This is a genomic window from Streptomyces sp. NPDC005402 (assembly GCF_040606575.1).
In the GTDB taxonomy this organism is placed as follows: Bacteria; Actinomycetota; Actinomycetes; order Streptomycetales; family Streptomycetaceae; genus Streptomyces.
Window position 1 is genome coordinate 457534 of the sequence record NZ_JBEXFB010000006.1, and the last position, 16462, is coordinate 473995.

The window sequence follows — 16462 nt, forward strand, 5'->3', positions numbered from 1 at the left end:
GTCAGGACTGCCGCTCCACCGCCTCCACCCGCACCGCGCACGCCTTGAACTCCGGCATCCGTGACGTCGGGTCGAGGGCCGGGTTGGTGAGGGTGTTGGCGCGGCCCTCGCCGTACCAGTGGAAGGGCATGAAGACGGTGTCGGGGCGGATGCCGAGCGTGATGCGGGCCGGTGCCACGGCCCGCCCGCGCCGCGAGACCACGGCCACCGGGTCGCCCTCGGCCGCCCCGAGACGCTCCGCGAGCCGCGGGTGCAGCTCCACGAACGGCCCGGGCGCGGCGGCGTTCAGCTCGTCCACCCGGCGGGTCTGCGCGCCGGACTGGTACTGGGCCACGACCCGGCCGGTCGTCAGCAGCACCGGGTACTCCTCGTCGGGCTCCTCCGCGATCGCCCGGTGCGAGACGGCGACGAAGCGGGCCCGGCCGTCCGGGTGGGCGAAGCGGTCCAGGAAGAGCCGCGGGCTGCCGGGGTGCACCGCTGTGTCCTCGGTCGGACACGGCCAGAACACCCCGTTCTCCTCGGCCAGCCGCCGGTAGGTGATCCCGGAGTAGTCGGCCGGGCCGCCCGCGCTGGCCCGGCGCAGCTCCTCGAAGACCTCCTCGGGGTCGGTCGGGAAGCCCTTCTCCACCCCGAGCCGGTCGGCGAGTTCGTGCATGACCTCCAGGTCGCTGCGGATCCCGTCCGGCGGGGTGATCGCCTGCCGGCGCAGCAGCACCCGCCCCTCCAGGTTGGTCGTCGTGCCCGTCTCCTCGGCCCACTGCGTGACCGGCAGGACCACGTCGGCGAGGGCGGCCGTCTCCGACAGCACGACGTCACAGACGGCAAGGAAATCAAGGGACTTGATGCGCTCCTCGATGTGCGCGGCGCGCGGCGCCGACACCACCGGGTTGGAGCCCATCAGCAGCAGGGACTTGATGTCGGTGCCGAGCGCGTCCAGCAACTCGTAGGCGCTGCGCCCCGGTCCGGGCAGCGAGTCGGGGTCCACGCCCCACACCTCGGCGACATGGGCCCGCGCCGCCGGGTCGTCCAGCTTGCGGTAGCCGGGCAACTGGTCGGCCTTCTGGCCGTGTTCGCGGCCGCCCTGCCCGTTGCCCTGCCCGGTCAGACAGCCGTATCCGCTGAACGGCCGTCCCGCGCGCCCGGTCGCCAGGCACAGGTTGATCCACGCGCTCACGGTGTCGGTGCCCTTGGACTGCTGCTCGGGCCCGCGCGCGGTCAGCACCATCGCGGACTCCGGCTCGCAGAACATCCGTACCGTCTCCCGGAGTTGGGGCACCGGCACACCGGTGATCCGCTCCACGTACTCCGGCCAGTGGGCCATCGCGGCGGCCCGCGCGTCCTCCCAGCCGGCCGTGCGCTCACGCACGTACTCCTCGTCGACGAGCCCGTCGGCGACGACCAGGTGCAGCAGCCCGAGCGCGAGGGCGAGGTCCGTGCCCGGCCGGGGCATCAGATGCAGGTCGGCCTGTTCGGCGGTCTTGGTGCGGCGCGGGTCGATGACGATCAGGGTGCCGCCGTTCTCCTTCAGCTCGGTGAAGAACCGCAGGGACGGCGGCATGGTCTCGGCGAGGTTCGAGCCGACGAGGATCACACAGCCGGACTTCGGGATGTCCTCCAGCGGGAAGGGCAGTCCGCGGTCCAGGCCGAAGGCCTTCATCCCGCCGGCCGCCGCGGACGACATGCAGAAGCGCCCGTTGTAGTCGATCTGCGAGGTGCCGAGGACGACCCGCGCGAACTTGCCGAGCGTGTACGCCTTCTCGTTGGTGAGGCCGCCCCCGCCGAAGACCCCGCACGCGTCCGGACCATGCTCCGTGCGCGTGCGGGACAGCCCCTCGGCGACCCGGTCCAGCGCCTCGTCCCAGGTCGCGGGCACCAGTGTGCCCCCGGAGCGCACCAACGGGGAGGTCAGGCGCACCCGGGACGAGAGCACCGCGGGCGCCGTACGGCCCTTGCCGCACAGCGCCCCCCGGTTCACCGGGAAGTCCACGCGCTCGCTCACCTCGACGGTCCCGTCCGGAGCGGGGGTGAGGTTCATGCCGCACTGCAGGGCGCAGTACGGGCAGTGCGTGGGCGTCGCGGAGTTCTGCATGCCTTTCAGCGTGCTTCGGCCGTGTTACACCGGGGACGGCTCCGTGTTACGCGCCCAAGACGGCGACCTCCCCCGTGACGCCCCGCAGCGGTGAGAAACGCGCCGCGCCCCCGCACTCACCTCAGCACTGGGGCAGGAAGTTCTGCACGTGGCCGGTGTCGAGGTAGTAGTCGCTGACGTACCGGGGGCCGCCGCCGCTGTAGAGCCGGGTCCAGATCGTGTAGCCGCGGACCGCGGAGCCGTAGGTCCAGCACTCCACCTCGACGATCGTCCCGTTGGGCAGGCTGCCGACGTTGGAGTAGCCGCTGCCGGGGCCGGAGCGGACGGTCAGGGTGCTGCCGGCGTCGATCTTGATGACATGGGCGCACAGCGACTGGCTGTCGCTGCCGTAACCCGCCGGACACCGGAACACGTCGGCGCTCGCGGACGGCGCGAACGTCAGCCCGGCACCCGCGGCGAGCAGCGCGGTGGCGACGACAGTGGCGGCCCTGCGACGCCTGGTCAGGGCGTGCTTGACGGACGAGAGCATGCTTCCCCCTCGGTAGCGGTCGGACTCTCGTGCCTCATCATGCGCGGCCGTCACCCGGCTGCGGGAGGGTGTCATGCACCGTTCACCACATCACCCCGTGCGGACGCCGAGCACCCGCTTGCTCAGCGGGCCGAGGCCAGCGCGGCCGTCACGCCGGTCTCCTTCGGCCCCAGGAACCGCGGGTCGGGCCGGAGCACCACGTCCAGGGCCGCCTTCGCCGCCGCGAAGATCTCCCGGGTGCCGCCGTAGTACCAGGTGGCGTCGTGCCTGGCGTCGACGCCGACGCCGTACGACGTGACTCCCGCCGCCTGACAGAGGGCGACCGCGCGCCGGATGTGGAAGCCCTGGCTGATCAGCACCGCCCTGTCCACGCCGAAGATCTTCCTGGCGCGCACGCAGGAGTCCCAGGTGTCGAAGCCGGCGTAGTCGCTCACGATCCGCGTGCCGGGGACGCCGTGCCGGGTCAGGTACGCGCGCATGGCGTCCGGCTCGTCGTAGTCCTTGCGGCTGTTGTCGCCGGTGACGAGGACGACCTCGATCCGGTTCTCCCGGTACAGCTTCGCCGCCGCGTCGAGCCGGTGGGCGAGATACGGCGACGGCTCGCCGTCCCACAGCCCGGCCCCGAAGACGACGGCGACCTGGGTGCGCGGCACGTCGGCCGTCGTCCGCAGCCGGTCGCCCGTCACCACGTACATCCAGGTCGACGGCAGCAGCGCCAGCACACACCCCGCCATCACCGCCTGCACGAACCTGCGCCGCCCGGCACGCGTGCGTGGCAGGCGCGGTCTGCGTACCCTCGGCAGTCGCATCGGACGGTCCCTCCCCGGTCGTTCGACAGACAGAGACGTGCCGTCAGGCCGATCGGTTCGTCCGCCGACGCGTGACCAGACTCACGTCCCCGCGCGAAGACGCAGGTCACGCCTCCTCACACCCCAGGGCCCGGCACGGTGAACCGCCGGAAAGCACACGTCATTGCGGTGAAACGGGGAGGCAACTTCAGGCCGCCACCATCGGTGCTATGAACCGGATCAGCAGCCACCCCGGCCTCGTACCGCTCGACGGCAGGCGGCACCCCGAACCGCCCGCGCTCGTCGTCGTGGCCCACGGCAGCCGCGACCCGCGCACCCTGAACACGGTCCACAGGCTCCTGGACCAGGTCCGCGAACAGCGCCCCGACCTGCCGGTCCGCCTGGGCCACATCGAGCTCAACGAGCCCCTGCTGCCGGACACGCTGGCGTCCCTGGGCACGGCGGAGGCGGTCCTGGTCCCGCTCCTCCTCTCCCGCGGCTACCACGTGAAGCGCGACATCCCCGAGATGGCGGCGGCCTCCCCGGCACGCACCCGCGTGGCGGCCCCGCTCGGGCCGCACCCCCTTCTCGTGGAGACCCTGTACGCCCGGCTGGTGGAGGCGGGCTGGCGCACGGAGACGGACGAGGAGACCCGCCGTACGAGCGCCGTGGTCCTCGCCGCGGCAGGCTCCCGCGACCCGGAGTCCGCCCTGGACACCCGCCGCACGGCGAAGCTCCTCGCGGCCCGCCTGGGCGTCCCGGTGGTCCCGGCGTACGCCTCCGCCGCGACCCCGACGGTGGACACGGCGATCCGCGCGTTGGCGGCGCGTGGTCGCGACAGGGTGGCGGTGGCGTCCTACTTCACCGCCCCGGGCCTGTTCGCGACCCAGTGCGCGCAGAAGGCCCCATGGATCGCCTCGGCCCCCCTGGGCACGCACCCCGCGATGGCGGACCTGATCCTGCACCGCTACGACCAGGTCGCCGACCGGAGCGGCGCGGCCGGGCACCAACTGGCCGCGCTCGCCGGATGACAGCACCCTGATGACAGCACCCGTATGACAGCACTCGGCGGACACTCAGGCGAATTGTCAGCCCCTGCCCGTACTGTCGAGACATGCCGTACGACCTGCAGTCAACCGAACGCTGGGCCCCGGAACCGGACAAGCGCCCCGGCCGCACCGCCTTCCAACGCGACCGCGCCCGCATCCTCCACTCCGCCGCGCTCAGAAGGCTCGCCGGCAAAACGCAGGTCGTCACACCGGGAACGCTCCCCCACTCCCGTTCGAGCGGGGGGCCGATCCAGATGTGGGACGCGAGCCCCCGCACCCGGCTCACCCACTCCCTGGAATGCGCCCAGGTGGGCCGGGAACTCGGCGCGGCCCTCGGCTGCGACCCCGACCTCGTGGAAGCCGCCTGTCTGGCCCACGACCTGGGGCACCCCCCGTTCGGCCACAACGGCGAACAGGCCCTGAACGAATTCGCGGAGGACTGCGGCGGCTTCGAGGGCAACGCCCAGTCCCTGAGGCTCCTCACCCGCATCGAACCCAAGCGGTTCACCGACGAGGGCTCGGTCGGCCTCAACCTCACCAGGGCCACCCTGGACGCCGCCACCAAGTACCCCTGGCCCCGCGGAGCGCACCCCACCGACCCCGGTTCCCAGAAGTTCGGCGTCTACGAGGACGACCGCCCCGTCTTCGACTGGATCCGCAAGGACGCCCCCGGCACCCGCACCACCTTCGAGGCCCAGGTCATGGACTGGGCCGACGACGTGGCCTACTCCGTCCACGACGTCGAGGACGGCCTGCACGCGGGCCACATCGACCCCAACTGCCTGCACGCCGAACCGGAACGCCGGGCCGTCTTCGAGGTGGCTCTCGGGAGGTACGTCCCCGAGGACACCGACCCGGCGGAACTCGCCGCGGCCCTCGACCGCCTCCAGGACCAGGAGTGGTGGCCGCACGGCTACGACGGCTCGGCCGTGGCGCAGGCCCGCCTCAAGGACGCCACCAGCCAGCTCATCGGCCGCTTCTGCCTGTCCGCCGAGGCCGCCACACGCGAGCGATGGGGGCACCGCCCAGAACGTTCAGGCACTGGGGGAGGCACCGGGGGACTCACGAGATACGGCGCCGAACTCGTCGTACCGCACGAGACCCGCCTGGAGTGCGCGGTCCTCAAGGCCGTCGCCGACCTGTACGTCATGCAGCGCGCCGAGCAGGAGCGGCTGCGGGCCGACCAGCGGATCGTGGTCGCCGAACTCGCCGAGGCGCTCACCGTCCGCGCCCCGGACGGCCTCGACCCCCAGTTCCGCGCGCTGTTCGACCGGGCGGCCGACGACCGCGCGCGCAAGCGGGTGATCGTCGACCAGATCGGCTCCCTGACGGACGCGTCCGCCCGTTCGCTTCACGCCCGTCTCACCGGCCACCTGTGATGCTTGCGGGGCAGAAGTGATGCGGAGAGGACCGGAGTGACATGAAGCGTGCCCGAATGTGACCCTCCGTGGCCTGATCGGGCCACTCCCTCTTCCCCCATCACGCTCCGTGCGGGACGCTCCCATGTGGCGGCACCCTTACGAGGAGGAACCAAGTGGTCGACGCGGATCAGACTTTTGTCATCGTGGGCGGAGGTCTCGCCGGCGCGAAGGCGGCCGAGACGCTCCGTACGGAGGGCTTCACCGGCCGCGTGATACTGATCTGCGACGAACGCGACCACCCCTACGAGCGCCCGCCGCTCTCCAAGGGCTACCTCCTCGGCAAGGAGGAGCGCGACAGCGTCTTCGTGCACGAGCCCGCCTGGTACGCGCGCAACGACATCGAGCTGCACCTCGGCGAGACCGTGGACGCCATCGACCGTACGGCGAAGACGGTCCGCTTCGGCGAGGACGGCACCGCCGTCCGCTACGACAAGCTGCTGCTGGCGACGGGCGCGGAGCCGCGCCGGCTGGACATCCCGGGGACCGACCTGGCGGGCGTCCACCACTTGCGCCGCCTCGCCCACGCCGAGCGCCTCAAGGGCGTCCTGGCCACCCTGGGCAGGGACAACGGCCACCTCGTGATCGCCGGCGCCGGCTGGATCGGCCTGGAGGTCGCGGCGGCGGCCCGGGAGTACGGCGCCGAGGTCACCGTCGTCGAGCACAATCCGACCCCGCTGCACGGCGCCCTCGGCCCGGAACTCGGCAACCTCTTCGCCGAGCTGCACCGCGAGCGCGGTGTGCGCTTCCACTTCGGGGCCAGACTGACGGAGATCGTCGGGCAGGACGGCATGGTCCTCGCGGCCCGTACCGACGACGGCGAGGAGCATCCCGCGCACGACGTCCTCGCCGCGGTCGGCGCGGCCCCCCGCGTCGCCCTCGCGGAGGCGGCCGGGCTCGAACTGGCGGACCGGGCGCACGGCGGCGGTGTCGCCGTGGACGAACAACTGCGCACCTCCGACCCGGACATCTACGCGGCGGGCGACGTGGCCTCCTTCCACCACGCCCTCTTCGGCAACCGGCTGCGGGTCGAGCACTGGGCCAACGCGCTCAACGGCGGCCCCGCTGCGGCGCGAGCGATGCTGGGCCGCCAGGTGACGTACGACCGGGTGCCCTACTTCTTCTCCGACCAGTACGACCTGGGGATGGAGTACAGCGGCTGGGCGCCCCCCGGCTCGTACGACGAAGTGGTGATCCGGGGAGACGCCGGGAAGCGGGAGTTCATCGCCTTCTGGGTGAAGCAGGGCCGTGTGCTGGCCGGGATGAACGTCAACGTGTGGGACGTCACAGAGCCGATCCAGGCACTGATCCGATCCAGGGCTCAGGTGGACACCGAGGCGCTGGCGGACCCGCACGTTCCCCTCGTAAACCTCGTCCCGTAGGTGTCAGTACCTCCCCGTAGACTTCACGCGTGGCAGGACGGATCAACGACGAGGACGTGAAGGCGGTACGGGACGCGGTCCCGATCGACGCCGTGGTGTCCGAGTACCTCCAGCTGCGCAACGCGGGCGGTGGCAACCTCAAGGGCCTGTGTCCCTTCCACGACGAGAAGTCGCCGTCCTTCCAGGTCAGTCCGAGCAAGGGCCTCTTCCACTGCTTCGGCTGCCAGGAGGGCGGCGACACCATCACGTTCGTGATGAAGGTCGACCACCTCACCTTCTCGGAGTCGGTCGAGCGCCTCGCCGCCCAGGCCGGCATCACCCTGCGTTACGAGGAGGGCGGCTACAACCCCTCCCACCAGCGCGGCGAGCGCATCCGCCTGGTCGAGGCCCACAAGATCGCCGCCGACTGGTACATGGAGCAGCTGGCCACCGGCCCGGAGGCCGACGCCGGCCGCCAGTTCCTCGCCGAGCGCGGCTTCGACCAGGCCGCCGCCGCGCACTTCTCCGTCGGCTACAGCCCCCAGGGCTGGGACCACCTCACCCGCTTCCTGCGCGGCAAGGGCTTCAGCGACAAGGAGATCCTGCTCTCCGGCCTCGCCCAGGAGGGCCGCCGCGGCCCCATCGACCGCTTCCGCGGCCGCCTGATGTGGCCCATCCGCGACATCGGCGGAGACGTCGTCGGCTTCGGCGCGCGCAAGCTCTACGAGGCGGACAACGGCCCCAAGTACCTCAACACGCCCGACACGGCGATCTACCGCAAGTCCCAGGTCCTCTACGGCATCGACCTCGCCAAGAAGGACATCGCCAAGGCGTCCCGCGCGGTCGTCGTCGAGGGCTACACCGACGTCATGGCCTGCCACCTCGCCGGCGTCACGACGGCCATCGCGACCTGCGGCACGGCCTTCGGCAGCGACCACATCAAGATCCTCCGCCGCCTCCTCATGGACAACGGCTCGGCTCGCGTGATCTTCACCTTCGACGGCGACGCGGCCGGCCAGAAGGCGGCCCTGCGCGCCTTCGAGGACGACCAGAAGTTCGCCGCCGAGACCTACATCGCCATCGCCCCCGACGGCATGGACCCCTGCGACCTGCGCCTCGCCAAGGGCGACGACGCGGTAGCCGACCTGGTCGAACCCCGCACCCCGCTCTTCGAGTTCGCGCTGCGCCAGATCGTCGTCCGCTACGACCTCGACACCCCCGCCGGCCGCGCCGCAGCCCTCGACGAGGCCGCCCCGATCGTCGCCCGCATCAAGAACAGCGGCGCCCAGCACGAGGTCGCCGTCCAGCTCGCCGGCATGCTCGGCATCCTCGACACCCAGTTCGTGGTCAAGCGGGTGGCCCAGCTGGCCCGTTGGGCCCGCGACCGGGGCGGCAAGGGCCCGGCCCCCTCCGGACGGGGCCCGCAGCAGCCGTCGTACGACGGAGCCCACCGCCCCGCCGTCTCCGGCCCCGCACTCACCCTGCGCAACCCCGTCTACGCCACCGAGCGCGAGCTGCTCAAGCTCGCCCTCCAGCGCCCCGAGCTGGTCTCCCCGGCCTTCGACGCGTACGGCCTCGACGAGTTCACCGCCCCGCCGTACGCCGCCGTCCGCCAGGCCATCATGGACGCGGGCGGCGTCGAGTACGGCGTCCAGGACTCCCAGGACTACCTCGTCCGCGTCCGCGAGGCCGCCCCCGACGACGCGGTCCGCGCGATGGTCACGGAGCTGGCCGTCGAGGCGATCATGCGCAAGACGGTCGACGAGAACTACGCGGGCGATCAGCTCGTCACCGTCCGCCGCCGTGCCGTCGACCGCCGCATCCAGGAGGTCCAGGGCACCCTGATCCGCCTCGGCTCCGGCAGCGACCCGGCCCATCTGGCCGCCGTGCAGAACGAGTTGTGGGTCCTTCAGCAGTACGGCCAGGCACTGCGGGAGCAGGGCGCCGCCGCGCTCTGAGCGGCCCGATCGCCGTAGGGCGGGGGACCCCGTGAACCGCCCGGTAACCGCCCGGTCACGGACCGGACTCAAAAAGTCACCGCACGCCCCTCGTGGCGGCGATGTGTCGTACTCCACACTGGGTTCCGGTGCCTGAGTCCTCGGAGCGCGGCCGATCCGTCCCCAGCGGGTCCCAGACCCCCGCGGTTCCGCTCATCGCGTACGGGACGGACAGCGGCGAGGCCGCCGACTCCGCCCCCGAAGTACCGCTGCCGCCCTCCTCGGCAGCGATCATCCTGGAGGTCGCCCCCGTGCAGACCCAGACCCTCGCACAGACCGAGAACAGTACGGACGACACGACAGAGCAGGACGCCGAGCCCGACGTTCTCGTCGCGGTGCCCCCGCAGGGCCGTGTCGCGCATCACCCCGAGGCGGAGCAGGACGCCCCGCCCGCGGGAGCCCTCGAGAACGTGGAGACCGAGCCGGTCGAACCGCCCGAGCCGCCCCGCGGCCGCGTCGACACCGGCGGCCCGTCCTCGGACCTGTTCCGCCAGTACCTGCGGGAGATCGGCCGCATCCCGCTGCTCACCGCGGCCGAGGAGGTCGAACTCGCCCGCCGGGTCGAGGCCGGCCTGTTCGCCGAGGAGAAGCTGAGCAGCACCCCTGATCTGGACAGCCAGTTGGCGCTCGACCTGGACCGTCTGGTCGTCCTGGGCCGGATGGCCAAGCGCCGCCTCATCGAGGCGAACCTGCGGCTCGTGGTGTCCGTCGCGAAACGGTACGTCGGCCGCGGCCTGACCATGCTCGACCTGGTGCAGGAAGGCAACCTGGGCCTGATCCGGGCGGTCGAGAAGTTCGACTACGCCCGCGGCTACAAGTTCTCCACCTACGCCACCTGGTGGATCCGCCAGGCCATGTCTCGGGCCCTCGCCGACCAGGCCCGGACGATCCGCGTCCCGGTCCACGTCGTCGAGCTGATCAACCGGGTCGTCCGCGTCCAGCGCCGCATGCTCCAGGAACGCGGCTACGAACCGACCCCGGAAGAGGTCGCGGCCCACCTCGACCTCGCCCCGGAACGCGTCAGCGAGGTCCTGCGCCTGGCCCAGGAACCGGTGTCCCTGCACGCCCCCGTGGGCGAGGAGGACGATGTGGCCCTCGGCGACCTCATCGAGGACGGCGACGCGGCGAGTCCTGTGGAGTCGGCGGCGTTCCTGCTGCTCAGGGAGCACCTGGAGGCGGTGCTGTCGACGTTGGGCGAGCGGGAGCGCAAGGTCGTGCAGCTGCGGTACGGGCTGGCCGACGGCCGGCCCCGCACGCTGGAGGAGATCGGCCGCATCTTCGGCGTGACGCGGGAGCGGATTCGCCAGATCGAGTCCAAGACGCTCAACAAGCTGCGGGATCACGCCTTCGCGGATCAGCTTCGGGGCTATCTGGACTGAGGGAAGGGGCCGTCTCCCGACGGCCCCTTCCTGCTAGTCGACCTCGGCCACCGCCTGCGCGAACTGTGCCTTGTACAGGCGCGCGTACGCCCCGTCGGCCTGCAACAGGTCCGTGTGCGTGCCCTGTTCGACGATCGAGCCGTCCTCCATGACGAGGATCGTGTCCGCGTCCCGGATCGTCGAGAGGCGGTGCGCGATGACGAACGACGTGCGGCCGTGCGCCAGTTTGGCCATCGCCTTCTGGATCAGGACCTCGGTGCGGGTGTCCACCGAGGACGTCGCCTCGTCCAGGACCAGGATCACCGGGTCCGACAGGAACGCCCGGGCGATCGTGATGAGCTGCTTCTCGCCCGCGCTCACCCCGCTGCCCTCGTCGTCGATCACGGTGTCGTAGCCCTCGGGCAGGGTCCGGATGAACCGGTCCGCGTGAGCCGCCCGCGCCGCCTCCTCGATCTCGCCCCGGGTGACGTCCCGCGCGGCGCCGTACGCGATGTTCTCCGCGATCGTGCCGCCGAACAGCCAGGTGTCCTGGAGCACCATGCCGATCCCGGCGCGCAGGTCGTCCCGGGACATCGTGGCGATGTCCACGCCGTCGAGGGTGATCCGGCCGCCCGAGACGTCGTAGAACCGCATGAGCAGGTTGACCAGGGTGGTCTTTCCGGCTCCCGTGGGCCCGACGATCGCGACCGTGTGTCCGGGTTCGACCTTCAGCGAGAGGTCGTCGATGAGCGGCTTCTCGGGGTCGTAGCGGAAGGAGACGTGCTCCAGGGAGACCCGCCCGCGCAGTTCCTCCGGCTTCACGCTCGGTACCGGGTCCGCCTCCTGCTCCTCCGCGTCCAGGAGTTCGAAGATCCGCTCGGCCGAGGCGACACCCGACTGCACGAGGTTCGCCATCGACGCGACCTGCGTCAGCGGCATCGAGAACTGCCGGGAGTACTGGATGAAGGCCTGCACGTCACCGATGGAGAGGGAACCGGAGGCGACCCGCAGGCCGCCGACGACCGCCACCAGCACGTAGTTGATGTTCGAGACGAACATCATCAGCGGCTGCATGACCCCGCTGTTGAACTGCGCCTTGAACCCGGCCTCGTACAGCGCCTCGTTCTGCTCGGCGAACTGCGCGGCCGACTCGTCCTGGCGGCCGAACACCTTCACCAGGTTGTGCCCGGTGTACATCTCCTCGATGTGGGCGTTGAGCTTGCCGGTGGTGCGCCACTGCTGCACGAAGTGCGGCTGCGAGCGCTTGCCCACGCGCGTGGCGACGACGAACGACAGCGGCACGGTGACCAGCGCGACCAGGGCCAGCAGCCAGGACACCCAGAACATCATCGCGAGCACCCCGATGATGGTGAGCAGCGAGTTGATCAGCTGGCCCATCGACTGCTGGAGGGTCTGGCCGATGTTGTCGATGTCGTTCGTCGCGCGGGACAGGACCTCGCCGCGCTGGCGCTTGTCGAAGTACGACAGCGGCAGCCGCGACATCTTCGTCTGCACGTTCTCGCGCATGCGGAACATCGTGCGGTTGACGGTCCGGTTGACCAGCCGCGTCGCCACCGCCATCAGCAGCCCCGCGACGAGGAACACCCCCACCGCGTACAGCAGGACATGTCCCACGGCGGTGAAGTCGATGCCCTCGCCGGGTGTGAAGTCGGTGCTGCGGAGCATGTCGGCGACCTGACCCTCGCCGCGCTCCCGCATCCCCGCGAGGACCTCCTCCTTGCTGGCACCGGCGGGCATCTGCCGTCCGATGATGCCCGCGAAGACCAGGTCGGTGGCCTCGCCGAGAATCTTCGGCCCGACCACGTTGAGGCCGACGCTCAGTACGACGCAGCACAGCATCGCGTAGAGGGTGAACCGTTCCGGCTTGAACTGGGCGAGCAGCCGCCTGCCGGACACCTTGAAGTCGATCGACCGGTTCTCGGGACCGCCGCCCGCCATCATGCGCCCCATGGGCCCGGCCATCAGGCAGCCTCCGCTTCCGTGAGCTGGGAGAGCACGATCTCCCGGTAGGTCTCGTTGTCCGCCATCAGTTCGCGGTGGGTGCCGGTGCCGACGACGCGGCCCTCGTCGAGGACGACGATCCGGTCGGCGTCGCGGATGGTGGCCACCCGCTGGGCGACGATCACGACGGTCGCCTCCGAGGTCTCCTCGGCGAGCGCCGCGCGAAGGGCCGCGTCGGTCGCGTAGTCGAGGGCGGAGAAGGAGTCGTCGAAGAGGTAGATCTCCGGCCGCTGCACGAGCGTGCGCGCGATGGCGAGCCGCTGCCGCTGACCGCCGGAGACGTTGGTGCCGCCCTGCGCGATGGGGGAGTCCAGCCCGTTCTCCAGGTGGGAGACGAAGTCCTTGGCCTGCGCCACCTCCAGCGCGTGCCACAGCTCCTCGTCCGTGGCGTCCGGATTGCCGTAGCGAAGGTTCGTGGCGACCGTGCCCGCGAAGAGATACGGCTTCTGCGGCACGAGCCCGACGGTCTTGGCCAGCAGCTTCGGATCGATCGTCGACACCTCGGTGCCGTCGACGAGCACCTCGCCGTCGGTCGCGTCGAACAGCCGGGGGACGAGCCCGAGCAGCGTGGACTTGCCGCTGCCGGTCGAGCCGATCACGGCGGTCACCTCGCCGGGCCGGGCCACCAGGTCGATCGCCTTGAGCACCGGCTCCTCGGCGCCCGGATAGCGGAAGCCGGCGCCCCGGATCTCCAGATGCCCGTGCCGCCGCAGCTCGCGGACGGGGGCCGCGGGAGGCACCACGCTGGAGGAGGTGTCGAGGACTTCCTGGATGCGCTCGGCGCACACCTCCGCGCGCGGCACCATCATGAACATGAAGGTGGCCATCATCACGGACATGACGATCTGCATCAGATAGGCGAGGAACGCGGTCAGATCACCGATCTGCATCCCGCCGCTGTCGATGCGATGGGCGCCGAACCACACCACGGCGATCGACGACAGGTTCACCGTCGTCATCACGACCGGGAACATCAGCGCGAGCAGGTTGCCGGTCTTGAGGGACATCTCCGTCAGGTCGGTGTTCGCCTTCCGGAAGCGGTCCTCCTCGTACTGGTCCCGCACGAACGCCCGGATGACCCGGTTGCCGGTGATCTGCTCGCGCAGCACCCGGTTCACCGTGTCGAGACGGACCTGCATGGACCGGAACAGCGGCCGCAGCCGCCGTACGATCAACGTCACGCAGATGCCCAGCGTCGGCACCACGGCCACCAGCACCGCGGACAGCGGCACGTCCAAACCGAGCGCCAGCACGATGCCGCCCACGCACATGATGGGCGCCGACACCAGCAGGGTGAACGTCATCAGGGCCAGCATCTGGACCTGCTGCACGTCATTGGTCGTACGGGTGATCAACGTGGGCGCGCCGAACTGGCCCACCTCGCGCGCCGAGAACGACTGCACCCGGTCGAAGACCGACGCGCGCAGGTCCCGGCCGAGCGCGGCGGCGGTGCGGGCACCGTAGAACACGGCCCCGATGTTGCACACCACCTGCGCCAGCGAGATGCCGATCATCAGGGCGCCGTAGCTGAGGATGTAGCCGGTGTCGCCGTTCACGACGCCTTCGTCGATGATGTCCGCGTTCAGCGTGGGCAGGTAGAGGGTGGCGCAGGTCTGCAGGAACTGCAGCAGCACCAGGATGGTGATGGGTTTCTTGTAGGGCCTGAGATAGGTCCGCAGAAGTCGTATGAGCACGCTACGTCTCTCGGAGTCGGCGACGGGGCGAGTGGTTGCCCCTGGCCCCTATCGTCGGACACTCCACCCGTGTTACCTCAACCGATTAAGCCGACAGCAGTGCCTTGTACGGCCTTACGGGTCCTCGTGGGCGCCGACTCCTACCGGACTCTTACCTTCCGGGGTCTAGCGGAACGCCCCCGGATACGTCTGCTCCCGCACCGACACGTACTGCTGCCGCACCGCCTGCCCCACCGCCAGCTCCTCGCCCGGCTCCAGGACCTGCCCGGCCGGACCCTGCCACATCGGCGGGGTGCGCGGATCCAGCGTGCCCTGCGACACCCCTAGCGCCCAGGCCGCCTGCCGGGCGGCACCGATCGCCGCGTAGTCCGCCGGCTGCGGCACGACGACCTGCGCACCGAACAGCGCGGGCGCCGCGGCCTGTACGGCGGACAGCTCGGCGGCGGCCCCCAGCAGGAAGACCCGCCGCACCTCGACCCCCCGGCCGCGCAGCACGTCGAGCGCGTCGGCGAGCCCGCACAGCATGCCCTCGAACGCGGCCCGCGCCAGGTGCTCCGGCTTCATCGACTCCCGCCTGAGCCCGCTCAGCGTCCCCGCGGTGTGCGGCAGGTTCGGCGTCCGCTCACCTTCCAGATAGGGCAGCAGTACGAGCCCGTGGGCGCCCGGAGTCGACTTCATCGCCAGGTCGGACAGGCTCTCCAGATCACCGAGGCCGAGCATCTCGGCAGCCCCGCGCAGGGTCCGTACGGCGTTCAGGGTGGTGACGACGGGCAGGTGCATGCCGGTCGCGTCGGCCAGGGAGGTGATCATCCCGGTGTTGTCGACGAGCGCCTCGGGGTGCACGGCCATCACGGACCCCGACGCGCCCAGCGAGACGACGGCGTCCCCGAGCCCGATGCCGAGACCGAAGGCGGCGGCCATGGTCTCCCCGGTCCCGGCGGAGATCAGCAACCCCTCCGGGGTCGTACCGGCCGCGTCCGAGGGTCCGATCACCTCGGGGAGCATCGCCTGGTGGCCGAGGGCCAGCTCCACGAGGTCGGAGCGGTAGGCGCCGGTGGCGGCGGACCAGTAGCCGGTGCTGGAGGCGCCACCGCGGTCGGTGGTCCGTCTCACCGGCCGGCCGAGCAGCTGCCACACCAGCCAGTCGTGCGCCTGGAGGAGAACGGCGGTGCGCAGGGCGGCGTCGGGTTCGGTCTTGTTCAGCCAGCGCAGCTTGGTGACGGGCTGCGCGGCCTGCGGCACACACCCCACCGCCTGGGCCCACACCTCGCGTCCGCCGAGCGCGTCGACGAGGTCTGCCGCCGCGACCTGCGCGCGCTTGTCGCCGCCGACCATGGCGGGGCGCACGGTGTTGCCCTGGGCGTCGAGGGGCACGACGGCGTTCTGCTGCGACGACACGCCGATGGCCTGGACACCCTCCAGAAGACCGCCACCGGCGGCTTCACCGAGGGAGAGAAGCCAGGCCTGGGGGTCGACGTCGGACGGGCGGCCTTCGACCGGGTGCGGCGCGTACCCCTGTTTGAGCACGGCACCCGTGTCCGCGTCGCAGACGACGATGCGAGTGAATTCGGGTGAGCTGTCCAACCCGGCGACTATCCCCATGGCGCAAATTCTATGGGCGTAGCGTCGCAGCGTGCGCGCGCGTTCGCGGGCGCGGGACCGGCAGCACCGGTCCCGCGCCCGCGAGTGGGTTGCGTCACCGTCGATTCACGTGGTGCTCGTGCCCCAGTCGTCCTGCGCGGTGCCGTTCGTGTTGCGGTCCTTCAGCGAGCGCACCCGCTGGGTCACGGACTCGGGCACCCGGTCGCCCACCTTGTCGCTGACCACGTGGTACGCCTTGCCGGCGAACTGGCGGCCCTGCTGGGCCGCGGTCTCAGCGGTATTGCGGACGGCGGGGTTCTGGGCGACCTGGCGGGCGGATTTCTTCAACTGCTCGTAGCGCTCGCGCCCGGCACGGGTGCCCAGCACGTAACCCAGAGTCAGTCCGACCACGAACGTGAGCTTGTAGCGCATGGCGGCCACCCTTCCTTGCGTAGGTATCCGGTGCGACGTCGGTGTCGGTATCGGTGTCGGCAGCGGTGTCGGTATCGGTGCCCGGATCGGTGTCCGGGGAACCGATTGGCGGAGCACCCCCCTGCTTGCGCTAATGTATGTGTC

12 protein-coding genes are annotated in these 16462 nt (G+C 71.0%); 5 read left to right on the forward strand and 7 right to left on the reverse strand.

Annotation, left to right across the window (positions count from 1 at the left end):
* Position 1: 1 nt before the first annotated feature.
* The 3 genes from ABZT02_RS14980 to ABZT02_RS14990 form a co-directional block, all read right to left on the reverse strand.
* Positions 2-2089 carry a molybdopterin oxidoreductase family protein gene (locus ABZT02_RS14980; protein ID WP_356017908.1) on the reverse strand — a complete coding sequence of 696 codons (2088 nt, stop codon included), beginning with the start codon at positions 2087-2089 and terminating at the stop codon, positions 2-4.
* A 121-nt stretch (positions 2090-2210) separates the two neighbouring features.
* Complete coding sequence (locus tag ABZT02_RS14985) at positions 2211-2618, reverse strand: SH3 domain-containing protein (protein WP_356017910.1); 408 nt, start codon at positions 2616-2618, stop codon at positions 2211-2213.
* Between the two features lie 122 nt (positions 2619-2740).
* A complete protein-coding gene (locus ABZT02_RS14990) occupies positions 2741-3427 on the reverse strand; it encodes an ElyC/SanA/YdcF family protein (protein ID WP_356017912.1) in 687 nt (228 codons plus the stop codon).
* A gap of 209 nt (positions 3428-3636) precedes the next feature.
* Between ABZT02_RS14990 and ABZT02_RS14995 the strand changes: the two genes are divergently transcribed.
* From ABZT02_RS14995 to ABZT02_RS15015, 5 genes are all read left to right on the forward strand, one after another.
* Positions 3637-4437, forward strand: coding sequence for a sirohydrochlorin chelatase (locus tag ABZT02_RS14995; protein WP_356017915.1), 801 nt, complete (start codon positions 3637-3639; stop codon positions 4435-4437).
* Between the two features lie 83 nt (positions 4438-4520).
* Positions 4521-5834: a deoxyguanosinetriphosphate triphosphohydrolase gene (locus ABZT02_RS15000; RefSeq protein WP_356017917.1), complete on the forward strand. Its 1314-nt coding sequence runs from the start codon at positions 4521-4523 to the stop codon at positions 5832-5834.
* Positions 5835-5989: 155 nt separating this feature from the next.
* A complete protein-coding gene (locus ABZT02_RS15005) occupies positions 5990-7255 on the forward strand; it encodes an FAD-dependent oxidoreductase (RefSeq protein ID WP_356017920.1) in 1266 nt (421 codons plus the stop codon).
* A gap of 29 nt (positions 7256-7284) precedes the next feature.
* On the forward strand, positions 7285-9192 hold the full coding sequence (gene dnaG, locus ABZT02_RS15010) for a DNA primase (protein ID WP_356017922.1): 1908 nt from the start codon (positions 7285-7287) through the stop codon (positions 9190-9192).
* Positions 9193-9320: 128 nt separating this feature from the next.
* Complete coding sequence (locus ABZT02_RS15015; protein WP_356017924.1) at positions 9321-10610, forward strand: RNA polymerase sigma factor; 1290 nt, start codon at positions 9321-9323, stop codon at positions 10608-10610.
* A 33-nt stretch (positions 10611-10643) separates the two neighbouring features.
* On the opposite strand, the gene ABZT02_RS15020 is transcribed toward ABZT02_RS15015, so the two are convergent.
* From ABZT02_RS15020 to ABZT02_RS15035, 4 genes are all read right to left on the reverse strand, one after another.
* Positions 10644-12572: an ABC transporter ATP-binding protein gene (locus ABZT02_RS15020; RefSeq protein ID WP_356017926.1), complete on the reverse strand. Its 1929-nt coding sequence runs from the start codon at positions 12570-12572 to the stop codon at positions 10644-10646.
* Complete coding sequence (locus ABZT02_RS15025; RefSeq protein WP_356017928.1) at positions 12572-14305, reverse strand: ABC transporter ATP-binding protein; 1734 nt, start codon at positions 14303-14305, stop codon at positions 12572-12574. Before ABZT02_RS15025 ends, ABZT02_RS15020 begins: the two co-directional genes overlap by 1 nt.
* Positions 14306-14470: 165 nt before the next feature.
* Positions 14471-15907 (reverse strand): FGGY family carbohydrate kinase, encoded by a 1437-nt coding sequence (locus ABZT02_RS15030; protein ID WP_356017930.1) that lies wholly within the window; start codon positions 15905-15907, stop codon positions 14471-14473.
* A 105-nt stretch (positions 15908-16012) separates the two neighbouring features.
* The gene (locus tag ABZT02_RS15035; protein ID WP_356017933.1) at positions 16013-16318 is read right to left on the reverse strand and encodes a YtxH domain-containing protein; all 306 of its coding nucleotides are present in this window, start codon (positions 16316-16318) and stop codon (positions 16013-16015) included.
* Positions 16319-16462: the final 144 nt, after the last annotated feature.

Coding starts and splice junctions, on each gene's coding strand:
- ABZT02_RS14980 (WP_356017908.1), bottom strand. CDS start 2,089: ATGCAGAACTCCGCGACGCCCACGCACTGCCCGTACTGCGCCCTGCAG.
- ABZT02_RS14985 (WP_356017910.1), bottom strand. CDS start 2,618: ATGCTCTCGTCCGTCAAGCACGCCCTGACCAGGCGTCGCAGGGCCGCC.
- ABZT02_RS14990 (WP_356017912.1), bottom strand. CDS start 3,427: ATGCGACTGCCGAGGGTACGCAGACCGCGCCTGCCACGCACGCGTGCC.
- ABZT02_RS14995 (WP_356017915.1), top strand. CDS start 3,637: ATGAACCGGATCAGCAGCCACCCCGGCCTCGTACCGCTCGACGGCAGG.
- ABZT02_RS15000 (WP_356017917.1), top strand. CDS start 4,521: ATGCCGTACGACCTGCAGTCAACCGAACGCTGGGCCCCGGAACCGGAC.
- ABZT02_RS15020 (WP_356017926.1), bottom strand. CDS start 12,572: ATGGCCGGGCCCATGGGGCGCATGATGGCGGGCGGCGGTCCCGAGAAC.
- ABZT02_RS15030 (WP_356017930.1), bottom strand. CDS start 15,907: ATGGGGATAGTCGCCGGGTTGGACAGCTCACCCGAATTCACTCGCATC.
- ABZT02_RS15035 (WP_356017933.1), bottom strand. CDS start 16,318: ATGCGCTACAAGCTCACGTTCGTGGTCGGACTGACTCTGGGTTACGTG.